Raw genomic sequence first — 13,748 nt, 5'->3', positions numbered from 1 at the left:
AACGGCGCTGCCAAGGGTCTGCCCCAGTATTGCGGACTGATGTGGCAGCTATCCCACGCTGTTTGCCGCCGTTCAGGCCGGATCCGGCACAAATTCGCGCAAGAAGTCGATGACAGTGTCGGCGGGCATCTCGCAGGGGCGTAGGTGCGCGCCCCGGTGCAGTGAGTAGAAATTGAGGCTGATGTAATCGCCGCCACCCAGCCGCTCGGCCACGATTTTTGCAGAGCGCCCGGCGTTGAATATGGTTTTTGTGGTCACGTACCGATGGCCGTATGCAACACCGTACGTTGTACCCTCTGGCAGCGCGATGATCTGTGCGGCAACGTCGGGTGCAGGTGTCACCCCTTTTGGCCGATCCTTGGCTCTGTTCCGGCACGAATGCGCGTGATGTTGGCCCGGTGACGCCACATTACCAGCACGGTCAGGATGATCCCCATGATCAGCGCGGTCCCAAATCCGAACAGCAACAGGAACATGGTGCAAAATGCTGCGGCGGCAATTGCGCCCATTGATGACGTCCGGGTCGACAGTGCCGCGACCAACCAAGCGGCGCAGCAGGCCAGACCCACGGGCCAGGCATAGGCCAGCATGATACCCAGAAAGGTCGCGACGCCCTTGCCGCCCTTGAAGCCCAGCCAGACCGGGTAGCAATGACCCAGCATGGCGGTGACAGCGGCCAACTGGGCCGCGTCCTCACCCGCGAAAGCGCGGGCCAACAGAACCGCAAGGGCGCCCTTGCCCGCATCAAGCAAAAGCGTGAGTGCAGCGGCGGTCTTGTTGCCGGTGCGCAGCACGTTGGTGGCACCGATGTTGCCCGATCCGATTTCGCGCAGATTGCCCAAATTCATCACCCGGGCAAGCACCATGCCGAAGGGGATCGATCCCAGAAGATAGCCAAGCGAGGCCCAAAGGAGCAGCGCGGCGGCAGAACTTTCGATCAGGGGCATCAGGCGGCCTCGTAAACTGATTTTCCGGCGACGTAGGTCGCGCGCACCTTACCTTGCATCCGCATACCGTCAAACGGTGTATTCAGGGATTTGGACCGCAATGTCGCACGGTCAAGCACGAACGGGGCATGGGGATCGAAAAGCACCAGATCGGCAGGCGCGCCGGCCTCCAAGCGGCCACCCGGCAGGCCAAGGCGTCGGGCAGGGTTGAGCGACAGCGCGCGCCAGAGTGTCGGCAGATCCATCACACCTGCGTGCACCAGGCGCAGGGCAGCGGGCAGCAGCGTTTCCAGCCCGATGGCCCCAGAGGCAGCTTCCTCGAATGGCAAGCGCTTGCTTTCTTCGTCTTGCGGCGTGTGCATGGACGAGATGACGTCGATCAGGCCAGACGCCACGGCCTCGGCCACCGCGACACGGTCGTCTTCGTCGCGCAGTGGCGGCTTGAGTTTGAAGAATGTTCTGTAATCGGCAATGTCCAGCGCATTGAGGGTCAGGTGATGCACGCCAATCCCGGCTGTAATGTCGAGCCCGTTTTTCTTGGCCCGCGCAAGGGCGGGCAGGGCCCTGGCTGTTGTGATCTGATCCGCGTGATACCGCGCGCCGGTCATTTCGATCAGGGCAATGTCGCGATCTAGACCCATGCGTTCGGCCATTGGCGACACGGCAGGCAAGCCGCGCAGCGAGGCAAACTTGCCGCTGGTTGCGGCCGCCCCGGCGCTGAGCACCGGTTCCTGCGGGTGGGCGATAACCAACGCTCCTAATGACCGCGCATAGCTTAGCGCGCGCGAAAACACTTTGGTGTCGGTGATCACACGGTCGCAATCGGTGAACGCTGCCGCACCGGCGTCCATCAGAAAGCCAATCTCAGTCATCTCGCGGCCTTCGCGGCCTTTTGTCAGGGCGGCCATCGCGACGACATTGACTGGCGCCGCCTCGTTTGCGCGCCGAATGACGAATTCCAGCGTTTCTGGGTTGTCGATGGCGGGCGCGGTATCCGGGCGGGTAACCATGGTGGTCACACCGCCAGCAGCGGCCGCGCGCCCGGCTGACCTATAGCTTTCCTTGTGCCGCTCACCGGGTTCGCAGACCTTGACGCCCAGATCGACGATACCGGGCGCCAGACATTTTCCCTGACAATCGATAACGTTCGCATCTTTGAGGGGTGGGGCAAGGGTCGCGCCCACATAGGTGATGGTGCCGTTATCAACCTGAAGCGCGCCAGAAGTCTGCGTGCCAGCTTCGGGATCAATCAGCATGGCATTGATGAAAGTGAGCGTCATGTCGGGCCTTGATCGTGGGGGCTGCGCCCTCTTGCCTGAATTTGCGGGGTGAACCAAGTGTTTTTGACCCCCGCGCGATGAGTGGGCCGTACGAAAAGCACTGCGCGGCTACTTTGGACATGCTGCATTGATCTGGGCGGCGGTCTGTGCGGGGTCGGGCAGATAGCGCAGCACAACCCGCCTGCCGGACCGCAGTTGAACGATGATGCGGCTACCGACACCAGCACGTACTTCTACGATCTCGGAAAGTGGGACGGTGAACGTTCCGTCTGGCCCGTCGTGCCTCAGCTGGCCATCGGAGATTTCCCACCGGTCCTGCCGGACCACACGCCAGCGCATTATGTCGTCCAAAAGAAAGCCGATGCTGAGCATCAGCGCGGTCGGAAGGACCCAGAAAACCGGCCATGTCAAAACATATGATAAGCCAAGTCCGACAACGACAAGTGCACCGAAAGTGATCCCGACAACCCAAACTTCACGTCGCAGAAACTCGGCGCGTTTTGGCGCCCAGCTCAGCCCCTCGGTCACGTCAGGCAATCCAAAGCATCAGTCCGACGATGCCAAAGGCGACCAACAGGGCGATCATCGCGATGCGCCCGGACATCTTGGGATCGGGTTTTGGTTCTTGCATGGGCAGTGTCTAGCCCAGCAGGCCCCACAGGACCAGCCCCAGCAATACGACCACACCGATCACGACCAGCGCAGAGCCTGATGCGCCCTTTGGCGGAGTAGCCGGGGTCTGGCGCGGTGTGCCGGAGTAGGCCTGAGCAGCTTCACTGTCGATTGGCGTGCTGCGCATGTCCGGTTGCGCTTCGCCGAAAGTGCCGATCAAAGTGAGGTCGGGGCCGGGGGTCAGGATGACCTCTTCACCGTTGAATGCCTTGGAAAAGATCAGCAGGACATAGCCATCCAGCGCATCCAGTTTTCGGCGATGTTGCGCAATCTGCTCTGCCGGGACGGCGTAGCCCTCGGCAAGATAGCCCGACAAGCCCACGCCGCTTAGATCCGACATTGCAAAGAGTTCAAATTCGCCCTCGGGCAGGTCCCGACCCAGCAGGCTGGCTGCCACAGAGGATTTGCCGTTTTCCTCGATCTCGTTTGTCAATTCCTCAGGGGGGCGGCTGATCGAAAAGACGCGGATGAGGCCTTGTTCGTTGCGTGGAATGTTAAGTCCCATGACGTTGTTTACTCCTGCCGGATCCATGCCGCGCGGGTGCGGCTCTGACATTATATGTGGCGCTTTGTCTGGCAGTTTCAAAACATTCGGTCCCGCCGAAGTCTGTAAGCAGAAAATCCTCGGGCCCGGCCTTATTCACGATCCGGGTTTGCCAGATCCTGTTGCACCTGTCGCATCTTGGCGTAGGCATCCCGCCCGTCGCTCAGGCGTTCAAAGCCGATGCGGCGGATGATATCGCGCTTGTTTCGGCGCGTAACCTCTTTGGCGAACCAGATGTCCTGATACACGCCGGTCTGGAATTCGAGCGGCGTGTCGGCATCGATTGGATAGCTCTTGAGCCTGCGCGACCCCGCTGTGGCTGTCGCGATAAACGCGCGCTTGTTGGTCAGAGTGTAAAATGTGCGTGACCTTTTGTGGGCCTTCCAAAAATGGATACCGACCAGATTGTAAACTCCCACGCCGAAGAACAGCAGCCCAAACATCCATATCGGCCCGGGGGCCTGAGACGCCTTGATCATCCAGAAGACAGAAAAACCGGTAAAGACGAGAAACAAAAGTGGCAGAATTGGGTGCTCCCATTCGAGCCTGATGCCGGGCTCTGGCCGCCCTTGCCAGACAATAACCTCATCCTCATCCAGCAGGCCTTCCCAAGGATCATCCACGCTCAAGACGCGACAGCACTACGCGCAGCGCGCTGATTCTGGGCCAGAAGATCCATCGCAGCCATACGCACGGCAACACCCATTTCGACCTGATCCTGAATGACCGAACGGTTGATGTCATCGGCCAGCGTGCCGTCAATTTCAACGCCCCGGTTCATCGGACCGGGATGCATGACGATCGCATCTTCCCTGGCCGCGCCCAGCTTTTGGGCATCCAGCCCATAGCGATGGAAGTACTCGCGCTCAGAAGGGATAAAGCCACCGTCCATACGTTCACGTTGCAAGCGCAACATCATAACCACATCGACGTCCCTGAGACCTTCGGCCATGTCATCAAACACCTCGACACCAAAGTCCGCGACTTGGGAGGGCATCAGTGTCGGTGGGCCGATCAGGCGGATGCGGTTCTCCATTTTGCCCAAAAGCATGATGTTTGAACGTGCCACGCGGGAGTGGGCGATATCCCCGCAGATGGCGATGCTGAGGCGGTGCAGGCGCCCCTTTGCACGCCGAATGGTCAGCGCATCCAATAGCGCCTGAGTTGGGTGTTCGTGCCGCCCGTCACCTGCGTTCAGGACGGCGCAATTAACCTTTTGTGCCAACAGATCGACAGCACCCGACTGAGGGTGGCGCACCACCAGCAGATCAGGATGCATCGCGTTCAGCGTCATGGCCGTGTCGATCAGCGTCTCGCCCTTTTTGATCGAGGACGCCTGCATCGCCATGTTCATCACATCTGCGCCCAGCCGCTTGCCCGCGATCTCGAACGACGCCTGCGTGCGGGTCGAGTTTTCGAAGAACATGTTGATCTGCGTCAGCCCTCTGAGCGCATCGCCGTGTTTTTCGGGCTGCCTGTTGAGTTCCGCATACTTGTCGGCCAGATCGAGGAGCGTGGTGATGTCTTGCTGGTTAAGCTGTTCGATGCCCAACAGGTGACGGTGCGGAAAATGCATGGTGCGGACCTTTTGAAATCTTTCGCCTTATAGGGCAGCAGCCCATCTGGCGGCAAGCCTGCGGCGCGCGTAAGTTGGCGCTATGGAATCGGCTGAGTATCATCAGGCCCTCGCGGCACTTCAGTGGCAGATCGACCTTGGCGCGGACGAGGCGCTGCAGGAAAAGCCCGTCAATCGCTATGACGTGCCTGCCGCCGTTGCGAAACCTGCCAAGGCGGCAACACCTGCCGCTCCGGCTATGGTAGGAACGCAAGCGCCCGCCGCCGTTGATGCGGTGGCCGCCGCCGAAGCTGCCGCTGCTGCGACGACGACGTTGGAAGAGCTGCGTGCTGCGATGGCCGGTTTTGAACACTGTGAGCTGAAAAGGGGCGCGCGCAATCTGGTATTCTCTGACGGCATTGCAGGCGCGCCCGTCATGCTGATCGGCGAGGCCCCGGGCCGCGACGAGGATCGCGAGGGACGGCCGTTCGTAGGCCGCGCCGGACAGCTTTTGGATAAGATGCTGGAGGCGATCGACCGGGGCCGCACCCGGAGGGATGCGCCGGTTTATATCACCAATGTCCTGCCGTGGCGCCCGCCACAAAATCGCGATCCCAAGCCAGAAGAGATCGCGATGATGCGGCCCTTCCTGCTGCGCCATATCGCCCTTGCGGATCCGCAGGTGTTGGTGATTGTCGGCAATTGGTCTGCTCAGGCCTTGCTGGGCAAGCGGGGCATCACACGCCTGCGGGGCCAGTGGACGCAGGCCGCTGATCGTCCTGCGCTGCCGATGTTCCACCCGGCGTATCTTTTGCGCAGTCCCGAATTCAAGCGCGAGGCGTGGGCGGATTTGTTAAGCCTTAAGACACGGCTGCGCGATGGTTGATCTGATAACCCTTGCGGCATTCATACCGGCGGCCCTTGCGCTAAACCTTACGCCCGGGGCGGATATGATGTTTTGTCTGGGTCAGGGCCTGCGGTCAGGTCCGCGCGCTGCGATCGCGGCAAGCGCGGGGATCGGTCTGGGGGGGATGGTCCATGTAACCCTTGCGGGGCTGGGCCTAGGCGCGCTGATCGCCACGCTGCCCTGGGCCTTTGATGCGATCCGCTGGATGGGCGTGGGCTATCTGCTTTATCTGGCATGGCAGGCGCTGCGGCATCAGGGCGGCGCAAGGGCCAGCGGGCCTGGCCTTGGGGTCGCCGGCGCATTCCGGGCGGGGCTGATTGTCAATCTGACGAACCCCAAGGTGATCCTTTTTGTGCTGGCGTTCATCCCGCAATTTGTCAGGCCGGACGCAGGGTCGGTATTGGGCCAATTCATGATCTTTGGTGCCGTGCTGGGGATTGGCGGTTTTGTCATCAATGGGGCTGTCGGCGTGTTTGCCAGCGGGATCGGGCGGCGCATGGTGCGTGGCGGGCGCACATTGAGTTGGATCACAAGCGCAATTTTCGTGGCCCTCGCCGCGCGGTTGGCAGTGTTGGAGCGGGCATGAGCAGGATAGACGAAGCAATGGAGTTCATCCCGGTTCGGATCGCCGTTTTGACCGTGTCGGACACACGTGATTTAAGCGAGGATCGGTCTGGTGACGTGCTGGTTGCGCGGATCGCGGCGGCTGGGCATCAATTGGCGGAGCGCCGGATTCTGCCCGATGAGCGCAGCCAGATTGCCGCGCAACTGCGTGACTGGTGTGCAAATGGTGACATCGACGTGGTGATCAGCACTGGCGGCACCGGGCTGACGGGCCGCGACGTGACGGTGGAAGCGCACCGCGACGTCTATGAAAAGGAAATCGACGCCTTTGGCACCGTGTTCACGATGGTGTCGATGAACAAGATCGGCACCTCAGCCGTTCAAAGCCGGGCAACGGGGGGCGTTGCGAACGGAACGTACCTTTTTGCGCTGCCGGGCTCGCCGGGGGCGTGCAAGGATGCATGGGACGAGATCCTTGTCCGGCAGCTGGACTATCGTCACAAGCCCTGCAATTTTGTGGAAATCATGCCGCGACTGGATGAACACCAGCGCCGCAAGTGATTTCTTTTTGTGCGACGGAAACGGACAAGCCCAACGTTACAGGGATGTGACTTGGTATTTATTGCGATGCAACTAGGTTATACTGACCTTCCAAGGGTTTGAACGGACACTCAGCATGCGGTTCCTGCGGCAAAGTATGATCGGTTTGTTCCTGGCCAGCGCCACGCTGGGCCTGCTGGCTTTTGCTGTCTGGCTGGTTGGCAGCGCGGTGAGCGAACGCATGGCGGACGACCCGAAGGGCCCGCCCGCGCGGGAGCGCGTCTTTGCCGTCAATGTGGTTTTGGCAAAGGCCGAGGATATCGCACCAACTGTGGAAACTTTCGGCGAGGTTCAGAGCCGTCGTCTATTGGAGTTGCGCGCGCCCGGCGGGGGCCGCGTTGTTGAACTTGCGGACGGGTTCGAGGATGGCGGCGCGGCACGCGCAGGTCAGGTGCTCGTGCGGCTGGACACGGCTGACGCGCAATCTGTTTTCGACCGCGCAGGCAGTGATGTGGCCGACGCCCGGGCCGAAGGGCGCGATGCGGACCGGGGCCTTGCACTGGCACGTGATGAATTGGCTGCGGCAACAGAACAGGCAGAATTGCGCATCCGCGCGCTTGAGCGTCAGCGTGATCTGCAGGAGCGCGGCGTAGGGACCGCAACAGCAGTCGAGACGGCTGAACTTGCCGCCTCTGCTGCGCGGCAGGCGGTTCTGACGCGCAGACAGGCCGAGGCACAGGCCGAGGCACGTGTCGATCAGGCAGCGACGCGTCTGGCCCGGGCCGAGATTGCACAGGCCGAGGCACAGCGGCGTCTCGATGATTTGACTCTGACCGCGCCATTTGACGGCACCCTGGCGTCAACCAACGTGGTCGTCGGTCGGTTGGTGTCGGCCAATGAGCGGCTGGCAGAGCTTATCGATCCGAACGATCTGGAGGTGTCCTTCCGGGTCTCTACCGCGCAATACGCGCGACTGCTGGATGATCAGGGCCAATTGATGAAGGCGGAGGTGACAGCCACGCTTGATGTGGCCGGGGTTGATCTGCAGGCGACAGGCAAGATCAGCCGCGCATCCGCCGCCGCCGGAGAGGGGGCCACGGGACGTCTGATTTTTGCCGCGCTCAACGATTCAGCGGGGTTCAAACCGGGTGATTTCGTTAGCGTCCGCGTGCAGGAACCGGTTTTGCCCGGCGTTGTGCGGTTGCCTGCCTCAGCGGTGGATGCACGCAATACGGTGCTGGTTCTCGCCGAAGGTGACCGACTTGAAGCCGCAGAGGTGGATGTGCTGCGCCGTCAGGGCGATGATGTGATCGTGCGTGGTGACATCGCCAAACGCGAAGTGGTCGAGGCGCGATCGCCCCTGTTGGGCGCAGGCATCGCCGTGAAACCGCTCAGAGCCACAGATGCACCGCCCCCGCAAGAGCCTGAAATGGTCGAGCTGACGGACGAACGGCGCGCGAAACTGGTTGCGTTCATCGAAGCGAATAACAGGATGCCGGAGGACGCCAAGGCACGGGTACTGGCACGTCTGGCAGAGCCCAAGGTACCCGCCAAGATGGTCGCCCGGATTGAAGGGCGGATGGGGGGATGAGGGCGCAGGCCGCCGTCGCGCGATCTGGCCACTCTGAGGTGCGTGTCTGATGGTGCGCCCGATCCCATCGGCTGCAGGCGGTATCCTCAGCTATTTCACGCGCCACCGTACAGCAGCTAACCTGCTGCTCGTGATCCTTTTGATGGCGGGCTTTGCCGCCGCGCCGAATATGCGCGCGCAGTTCTTCCCAGATGTGATTGTCGACAATGTCACCGTCGGCGTGCAGTGGGATGGCGCTGGGGCCGAAGACGTGGACGCGGCAATTGTCCAGGTGCTGGAGCCTGCGTTGCTGGCCGTCGAAGGCGTGGAAAGCTCGAACAGTACGTCGCGCGAGGGGCGCGCGAATATCACTTTGGAATTTGAGCCGGATTGGGACATGGCGCGCGCTGCAAACGATGTGCAGACAGCGGTAGACACGGTCACGACGCTGCCAGACGAGGCCGAAGACCCAAACGTGCGGCGCGGGGCATGGCGGGACCGGGTGACGGATGTTGTTATCACCGGCCCCATAGCGCCAGAACAGCTGGGCCGCTTTGCCGATGAATTCGTCACCCGGCTGTTTGCTGCTGGCGTCACGCGGACCACCATTCAAGGGGTTGCAGCCCCGCAAACACTGGTGGAGGTGCCTTCATCCAAGCTGATTGCGTTCGATGTGACAATGGCAGATATCGCGCGTGCCATAGCTGAAGAGGTGAACGCCGACCCTGCTGGCGACGTCAGCGGTGCCAATGCGCGGGTGCGTACGGGCAAGGCAAAACGATCCGCAAGAGAGGTGGCAGGCATCGTCCTGCGTTCAAACCCGGATGGATCCAAGCTGACAATTGGCGATCTTGGCGTGGTCCGCGAAGAGGGCGTCGACCGCGAGCGCAGCTTCTTCGTGGGCGAAAATCCGGCCATGTCAGTGCGCGTGGATCGTTCGAACGGCGGTGATGCGATTGGCATTCAGGCTTCGGTAGAAGAAGTCGCCGCAGAAATGCAGGCTTCGATGCCCGAGGGCGTGACGCTTGAACTCATCCGCACCCGTGCAGCTGCGATTACCGGGCGTATCGATCTGCTGATCGATAACGGTCTGATGGGATTGGGCCTGGTGATCTGCCTTCTGTTTCTTTTTCTCAATGCGCGTACCGCTTTCTGGGTGGCAGCCGGCATTCCCGTGGCTATGGGGGCCGCGATTGCGCTGATGTATGCGGGTGGTCTGACCTTCAACATGATTTCGCTGTTTGGCCTGATCATCACGCTGGGCATTGTCGTGGACGATGCCATTGTCGTGGGGGAACACGCGGACCACCGCTTTCGGCACTACGGCGAAAGCGCCATGCAGGCGGCGGAGAACGCGGCGCGGCGGATGGCCATGCCGGTTTTTGCAGCAACCCTCACAACGATCATTGCGTTCTTTGGTCTGGTTGCCGTGGGCGGGCGGTTTGGTGATCTGATCCGTGATATTCCCTTTACGGTGATCGCGGTCCTTGCCGCATCGCTGGTTGAGGTCTTCCTGATCCTCCCCAACCACATGGCGCATGCGATGCGAGCGGCGCGGGCCGAGCATTGGTATGATCTGCCCAGTCGCGTGGTCAATCGGGGGTTCGTATACCTGCGCGAAAAGGCGTTTCGCCCATTCATGGCTGGCGTGATCACGGCCCGGTACGTGGTACTGGCCGGCGTGGTTGCAGTGCTCGCCAGCCAGGTCGCGCTTTTCATCAATGGCGAGGTGCAATGGCGATTTTTCAATGCGCCTGAACGAGGTTCGGTCACCGGTAACTTCATGATGGCCGAAGGGGCAACCCGTGACGATACATTAGAGATGATGCGCGAGATGCAGCGCGCTACCGAAGCTTTGGGGGCCGAATATGAAGAACGATATGGCACCAATCCGCTTGATTATGTCATTGCCCAGACCGGTGGTAATTCCGGCTTTGGCATGGCCGGGGCCGATGGCAAGGACAACGATCTGCTGGGTGGCATATCGATCGAGCTGATCGATGCTGATCTGCGCCCCTATTCGAGTTTCGCCTTTGTGGGGGAACTACAGGACCGTGTTGTGAATCATCCACTTGTCGAAAGTGTCAGCTTTCGCGGTTGGCGCTCCGGACCGGGAGGGGATGCGCTGGATGTTCAGTTTTATGGGGCGGAGACTGACACGCTCAAGGCGGCGTCGGAGGATTTGCAGAATGCCTTGCGCGAATTCCCCGAAGTCAGCGCCGTGCAGGACAATCTGGCATACGACAAAGAAGAGTTGATCCTTGATCTGACTCCGCAAGGGCAGGCGTTGGGGTTCACGATCGATGCGCTGGGCAGATCGTTGCGCAACCGTCTGGGCGGGATCGAGGCAGCGACCTATCCCGACGGCCCGCGCTCTGCCACGATCCGGGTGGAATTGCCCAAAGGCGAACTCACGGCGGATTTTCTGGATCGCACGCAGATGCGGACGCCAGCGGGGCTGTACGTGCCGCTGGCGGATATTGTCAGCGTTGAACGGCGCACGGGCTTTTCGACTGTCCGGCGCGAGAACGGGATCCGACTGATTTCCGTTACCGGTGACATTTCCGAGGACGATGCCGAACGTGCCACCCTGATCGGCGAGACGTTGCGCGAAGATATCCTGCCCAACATCGCCAGCACGCGGCAGGTCGAATTTCGGCTCGCAGGCCTGAGCGAGCAGGAAGACCGGTTCCTGTCCGATGCGCTGACGGGTCTTATTTTCTGCCTGAGCGGAATTTATCTGGTGCTGGCCTGGGTCTTTGGGTCCTGGACACGACCCGCGGTGGTGATGGCGATCATTCCTTTCGGGCTTGTTGGGACGATCTATGGTCATAACCTGTGGGATGTGCCGCTGAGCATGTTCACGGTTGTCGGGCTGTTGGGCATGACCGGGATCATCATCAACGATTCCATCGTGCTGATCACAACCATCGACGAATATGCCGAAACGCGCGGTCTGATCCCGTCGATCATCGACGGGGCCGCGGACCGTTTGAGACCCGTGATGCTGACCACAATGACAACCGTATTGGGTATGGCGCCACTTCTGTATGAGCAAAGCCAGCAGGCGCAATTTCTGAAACCCACTGTGATCACGCTGGTCTATGGGTTGGGATTTGGCATGCTATTGGTGCTTTTGGTGGTGCCCGCGCTGATCGCGGCCCAGCATGATATCGCGCGACAGGTCAAAGCCATGCGCCGGGGCGTCCGCGCACCCGTTGGTGCGTTGCGCTGGGGAATGCTGGCCCTTTGGGCGCTGGTGCTGGGGTGGGGGGCGGTGACGTTGGGCTGGGCGTTCTGGCAAGGGGCACTGCATCCTGTTTTGGATGCGGCTTTGCCAGTACCCCAAAGCCTGTCTGCAGTGAACGCAGCTTTGCTGCTGTTTGTGGCTGGGTGTGCGGTGCTCTCTTTGGTGGGCTATGTGTTGGGCGCTTTTGGTTTCGTCTTCAGAGGCGGGCGCACACAGACCGGGTGACGGTGACTGGTTGAGCGCCCTTACGGATTGTCTGTTCCATTCAAAGCGATGGCGCTTTTTCGGCGTTGCGCTGCGATTTTCATCGATGCGCGCCAGTTTAGCCCGGCGTGCAGCCCTTGATTTCAACGGCCTTGTCACGCCCAAGAACGGTCAGGGTGATCTTCGAGCGGTCAATTGCGATCCCCGTGCCACGTGTCGGGACCATATCGCCCACGGCGATCAGCTGCTGTCCTGCGCGGCGGGCGTCTGTCTCACTTGTCCAGATGCCTGTTTGTCCGGGCTCAATGATCACGACCTCACGGCCACCTGCCGGGGGCATGGTGATCTGCGCGGTGATTTCAAGGCCGTCGTCATTGGGACGCAGTCGGCATGTGGCCGCTGAGACCCCGGCTTCGCTGCCCGAATAAGGCCGCGCGGCGAGGGCGGCGACGATGGCAGGGGTCGGGCGGGTATCGTTGCCCGTCAGCGTGCCCTGCAGGGACAGATCAAATGGCACGCAGATGTCTTCGCAAACGCCGATGTTAAGCTGCAGCCGCAAATCGACAGGCTGGCCTTGGTTGCGTGGAGCGACGGCAAGCGGCAGAACCAGAACATCCTTATAGCCGATGGTCTGCATCCCGTTTTGCGGTATCACCAAAGGAGCAGGCCAGATGATCCGAACATCGCCCAGATTGGAGGATCCCTGCCAGTTGAACTGGGGCGGGATGCCTGCATCGCCGGGGCTGCGCCAGTAGGTTTTCCAGCCCGGCTGCAGCTTGATCCGTATCGCTGCCATATGGGTGCCATCCTGCTGGACCCATCCTGGCAGGATTTCGCCGGTGGCAGGCGTGCCAATATCACTTTGCGCCCAGGCAGGACGGATCAGGCAAAGGGCGAGCAGAAACAGGGCGGTCAAGGATCGGATCATGCCCCCTAGATGAGGCATTGGGCGCCGACAGCCAAGTCACGATTGTATCAACAGTGTTTCGCTGATGGCACGGTGGCACCCTTGTCAGGCCTGACGCCATTCGGCATGCTTGATCCCATGGGGTCTGCACGAGACAAGTTTTCATGACCGATGAGCCGCTGAATCTGACGGGTCAGTTGTTGGTGGCAATGCCGGGTATGGGGGATGCGCGGTTCGACCATTCGGTGATTTTCATCACCGCACATTCGGAAAAGGGTGCCATGGGGCTGATGGTCAACAAGCCAGCCCCGGACCTGAGGCTTTCAGACGTGTTGGACCGGCTGCTGGAGGGGCCGGGACCCTCGGATGCGGGCCTTGGGGTGCATATCGGCGGCCCGGTCGAGACCGGGCGCGGGTTTGTGCTGCACTCTGATGAATACGCCTCGGTCATTGAGACCTTGAAGGTGACGCCGGGATTTGCACTGACAGCGACGCTGGATATTCTGGAAGACATCGCTGCCGGGTCCGGACCCGGTAAAGCGCTGATGATGCTGGGATATGCCGGCTGGGGGCCCGGGCAGCTGGAAGATGAAATTGCGCGCAATGGCTGGCTGACATGCGCGGCGGTATCGGAGTTGGTGTTTGATCTGGCTGATGAGAAAAAGTGGGGTGCGGCGCTCAATTCCATTGGGATTGATCCGTTGGGGCTATCTGCGGCAGCAGGCCGGGCGTGATCCTGCGGTCGCGCTGACGCGCGATGCGATTCATAGGTGTGTGAGGCGATGTGAGCCCGCCGGATCACAGGATG

Annotated in this window: 14 protein-coding genes; 6 read left to right on the top strand and 8 right to left on the bottom strand. The window is 61.1% G+C overall.

Features of this window, described 5'->3' with window-relative positions; all coding sequences use genetic code 11:
* Nucleotides 1–72: 72 nt before the first annotated feature.
* The 7 genes from H9Q16_RS10985 to H9Q16_RS10955 all read right to left on the bottom strand — a co-directional run bounded on the left by H9Q16_RS10985 (nt 73) and on the right by H9Q16_RS10955 (nt 5,019).
* Entirely contained in the window at nt 73–342 is a 270-nt protein-coding gene (locus H9Q16_RS10985; protein WP_191075474.1) for a hypothetical protein, read from the bottom strand.
* Nucleotides 339–947 (bottom strand): glycerol-3-phosphate 1-O-acyltransferase PlsY, encoded by a 609-nt coding sequence (gene plsY / locus H9Q16_RS10980; RefSeq protein ID WP_191075473.1) that lies wholly within the window; start codon nt 945–947, stop codon nt 339–341. The genes H9Q16_RS10985 and plsY overlap by 4 nt, the downstream gene beginning before the upstream one ends.
* Nucleotides 947–2,227 (bottom strand): dihydroorotase, encoded by a 1,281-nt coding sequence (gene pyrC / locus H9Q16_RS10975; protein WP_191075472.1) that lies wholly within the window; start codon nt 2,225–2,227, stop codon nt 947–949. Before pyrC ends, plsY begins: the two co-directional genes overlap by 1 nt.
* Nucleotides 2,228–2,335: 108 nt before the next feature.
* Entirely contained in the window at nt 2,336–2,764 is a 429-nt protein-coding gene (locus H9Q16_RS10970; protein WP_216859402.1) for a hypothetical protein, read from the bottom strand.
* Nucleotides 2,765–2,867: 103 nt separating this feature from the next.
* A complete protein-coding gene (locus H9Q16_RS10965) occupies nt 2,868–3,455 on the bottom strand; it encodes a hypothetical protein (RefSeq protein WP_246455711.1) in 588 nt (195 codons plus the stop codon).
* 80 nt (nt 3,456–3,535) lie between these two features.
* Nucleotides 3,536–4,066, bottom strand: coding sequence for an aspartate carbamoyltransferase catalytic subunit (locus tag H9Q16_RS10960; protein ID WP_191075470.1), 531 nt, complete (start codon nt 4,064–4,066; stop codon nt 3,536–3,538).
* A 2-nt stretch (nt 4,067–4,068) separates the two neighbouring features.
* Nucleotides 4,069–5,019, bottom strand: a complete 951-nt coding sequence (locus H9Q16_RS10955) for an aspartate carbamoyltransferase catalytic subunit (protein WP_191075469.1) — start codon at nt 5,017–5,019, stop codon at nt 4,069–4,071.
* Nucleotides 5,020–5,101: 82 nt separating this feature from the next.
* On the opposite strand from H9Q16_RS10955, the gene H9Q16_RS10950 reads away from it, so the two are divergent.
* The 5 genes from H9Q16_RS10950 to H9Q16_RS10930 all read left to right on the top strand — a co-directional run bounded on the left by H9Q16_RS10950 (nt 5,102) and on the right by H9Q16_RS10930 (nt 12,054).
* Nucleotides 5,102–5,884, top strand: a complete 783-nt coding sequence (locus H9Q16_RS10950; RefSeq protein ID WP_191075468.1) for a uracil-DNA glycosylase — start codon at nt 5,102–5,104, stop codon at nt 5,882–5,884.
* Nucleotides 5,877–6,491: a LysE family translocator gene (locus tag H9Q16_RS10945; protein ID WP_191075467.1), complete on the top strand. Its 615-nt coding sequence runs from the start codon at nt 5,877–5,879 to the stop codon at nt 6,489–6,491. Before H9Q16_RS10950 ends, H9Q16_RS10945 begins: the two co-directional genes overlap by 8 nt.
* Nucleotides 6,488–7,030 (top strand): molybdenum cofactor biosynthesis protein B, encoded by a 543-nt coding sequence (gene moaB / locus H9Q16_RS10940; protein WP_191075466.1) that lies wholly within the window; start codon nt 6,488–6,490, stop codon nt 7,028–7,030. Before H9Q16_RS10945 ends, moaB begins: the two co-directional genes overlap by 4 nt.
* Before the next feature lie 115 nt (nt 7,031–7,145).
* Entirely contained in the window at nt 7,146–8,600 is a 1,455-nt protein-coding gene (locus H9Q16_RS10935; protein WP_191075465.1) for an efflux RND transporter periplasmic adaptor subunit, read from the top strand.
* Between the two features lie 49 nt (nt 8,601–8,649).
* The gene (locus H9Q16_RS10930; protein ID WP_191075464.1) at nt 8,650–12,054 is read left to right on the top strand and encodes an efflux RND transporter permease subunit; all 3,405 of its coding nucleotides are present in this window, start codon (nt 8,650–8,652) and stop codon (nt 12,052–12,054) included.
* A 97-nt stretch (nt 12,055–12,151) separates the two neighbouring features.
* Here the strand turns inward: H9Q16_RS10930 and H9Q16_RS10925 are convergent, their stop codons facing one another.
* A complete protein-coding gene (locus H9Q16_RS10925; RefSeq protein WP_191075463.1) occupies nt 12,152–12,961 on the bottom strand; it encodes a protein-disulfide reductase DsbD domain-containing protein in 810 nt (269 codons plus the stop codon).
* Between the two features lie 143 nt (nt 12,962–13,104).
* On the opposite strand from H9Q16_RS10925, the gene H9Q16_RS10920 reads away from it, so the two are divergent.
* Nucleotides 13,105–13,674 carry a YqgE/AlgH family protein gene (locus H9Q16_RS10920; protein WP_191075462.1) on the top strand — a complete coding sequence of 190 codons (570 nt, stop codon included), beginning with the start codon at nt 13,105–13,107 and terminating at the stop codon, nt 13,672–13,674.
* Nucleotides 13,675–13,748 lie beyond the last annotated feature (74 nt).

Source organism: Sulfitobacter aestuariivivens (assembly GCF_014763045.1).
Classification (GTDB): Bacteria; Pseudomonadota; Alphaproteobacteria; order Rhodobacterales; family Rhodobacteraceae; genus Sulfitobacter; species Sulfitobacter aestuariivivens.
The sequence above is the reverse complement of the archived record's forward strand: the minus strand, read 5'-3'. Positions and strand labels throughout refer to the sequence as shown.

Coding starts and splice junctions, on each gene's coding strand:
- plsY (WP_191075473.1), bottom strand. CDS start 947: ATGCCCCTGATCGAAAGTTCTGCCGCCGCGCTGCTCCTTTGGGCCTCG.
- pyrC (WP_191075472.1), bottom strand. CDS start 2,227: ATGACGCTCACTTTCATCAATGCCATGCTGATTGATCCCGAAGCTGGC.
- H9Q16_RS10965 (WP_246455711.1), bottom strand. CDS start 3,455: ATGTCAGAGCCGCACCCGCGCGGCATGGATCCGGCAGGAGTAAACAAC.
- H9Q16_RS10955 (WP_191075469.1), bottom strand. CDS start 5,019: ATGCATTTTCCGCACCGTCACCTGTTGGGCATCGAACAGCTTAACCAG.
- H9Q16_RS10950 (WP_191075468.1), top strand. CDS start 5,102: ATGGAATCGGCTGAGTATCATCAGGCCCTCGCGGCACTTCAGTGGCAG.
- H9Q16_RS10945 (WP_191075467.1), top strand. CDS start 5,877: ATGGTTGATCTGATAACCCTTGCGGCATTCATACCGGCGGCCCTTGCG.
- moaB (WP_191075466.1), top strand. CDS start 6,488: ATGAGCAGGATAGACGAAGCAATGGAGTTCATCCCGGTTCGGATCGCC.
- H9Q16_RS10935 (WP_191075465.1), top strand. CDS start 7,146: ATGCGGTTCCTGCGGCAAAGTATGATCGGTTTGTTCCTGGCCAGCGCC.
- H9Q16_RS10930 (WP_191075464.1), top strand. CDS start 8,650: ATGGTGCGCCCGATCCCATCGGCTGCAGGCGGTATCCTCAGCTATTTC.
- H9Q16_RS10925 (WP_191075463.1), bottom strand. CDS start 12,961: ATGATCCGATCCTTGACCGCCCTGTTTCTGCTCGCCCTTTGCCTGATC.
- H9Q16_RS10920 (WP_191075462.1), top strand. CDS start 13,105: ATGACCGATGAGCCGCTGAATCTGACGGGTCAGTTGTTGGTGGCAATG.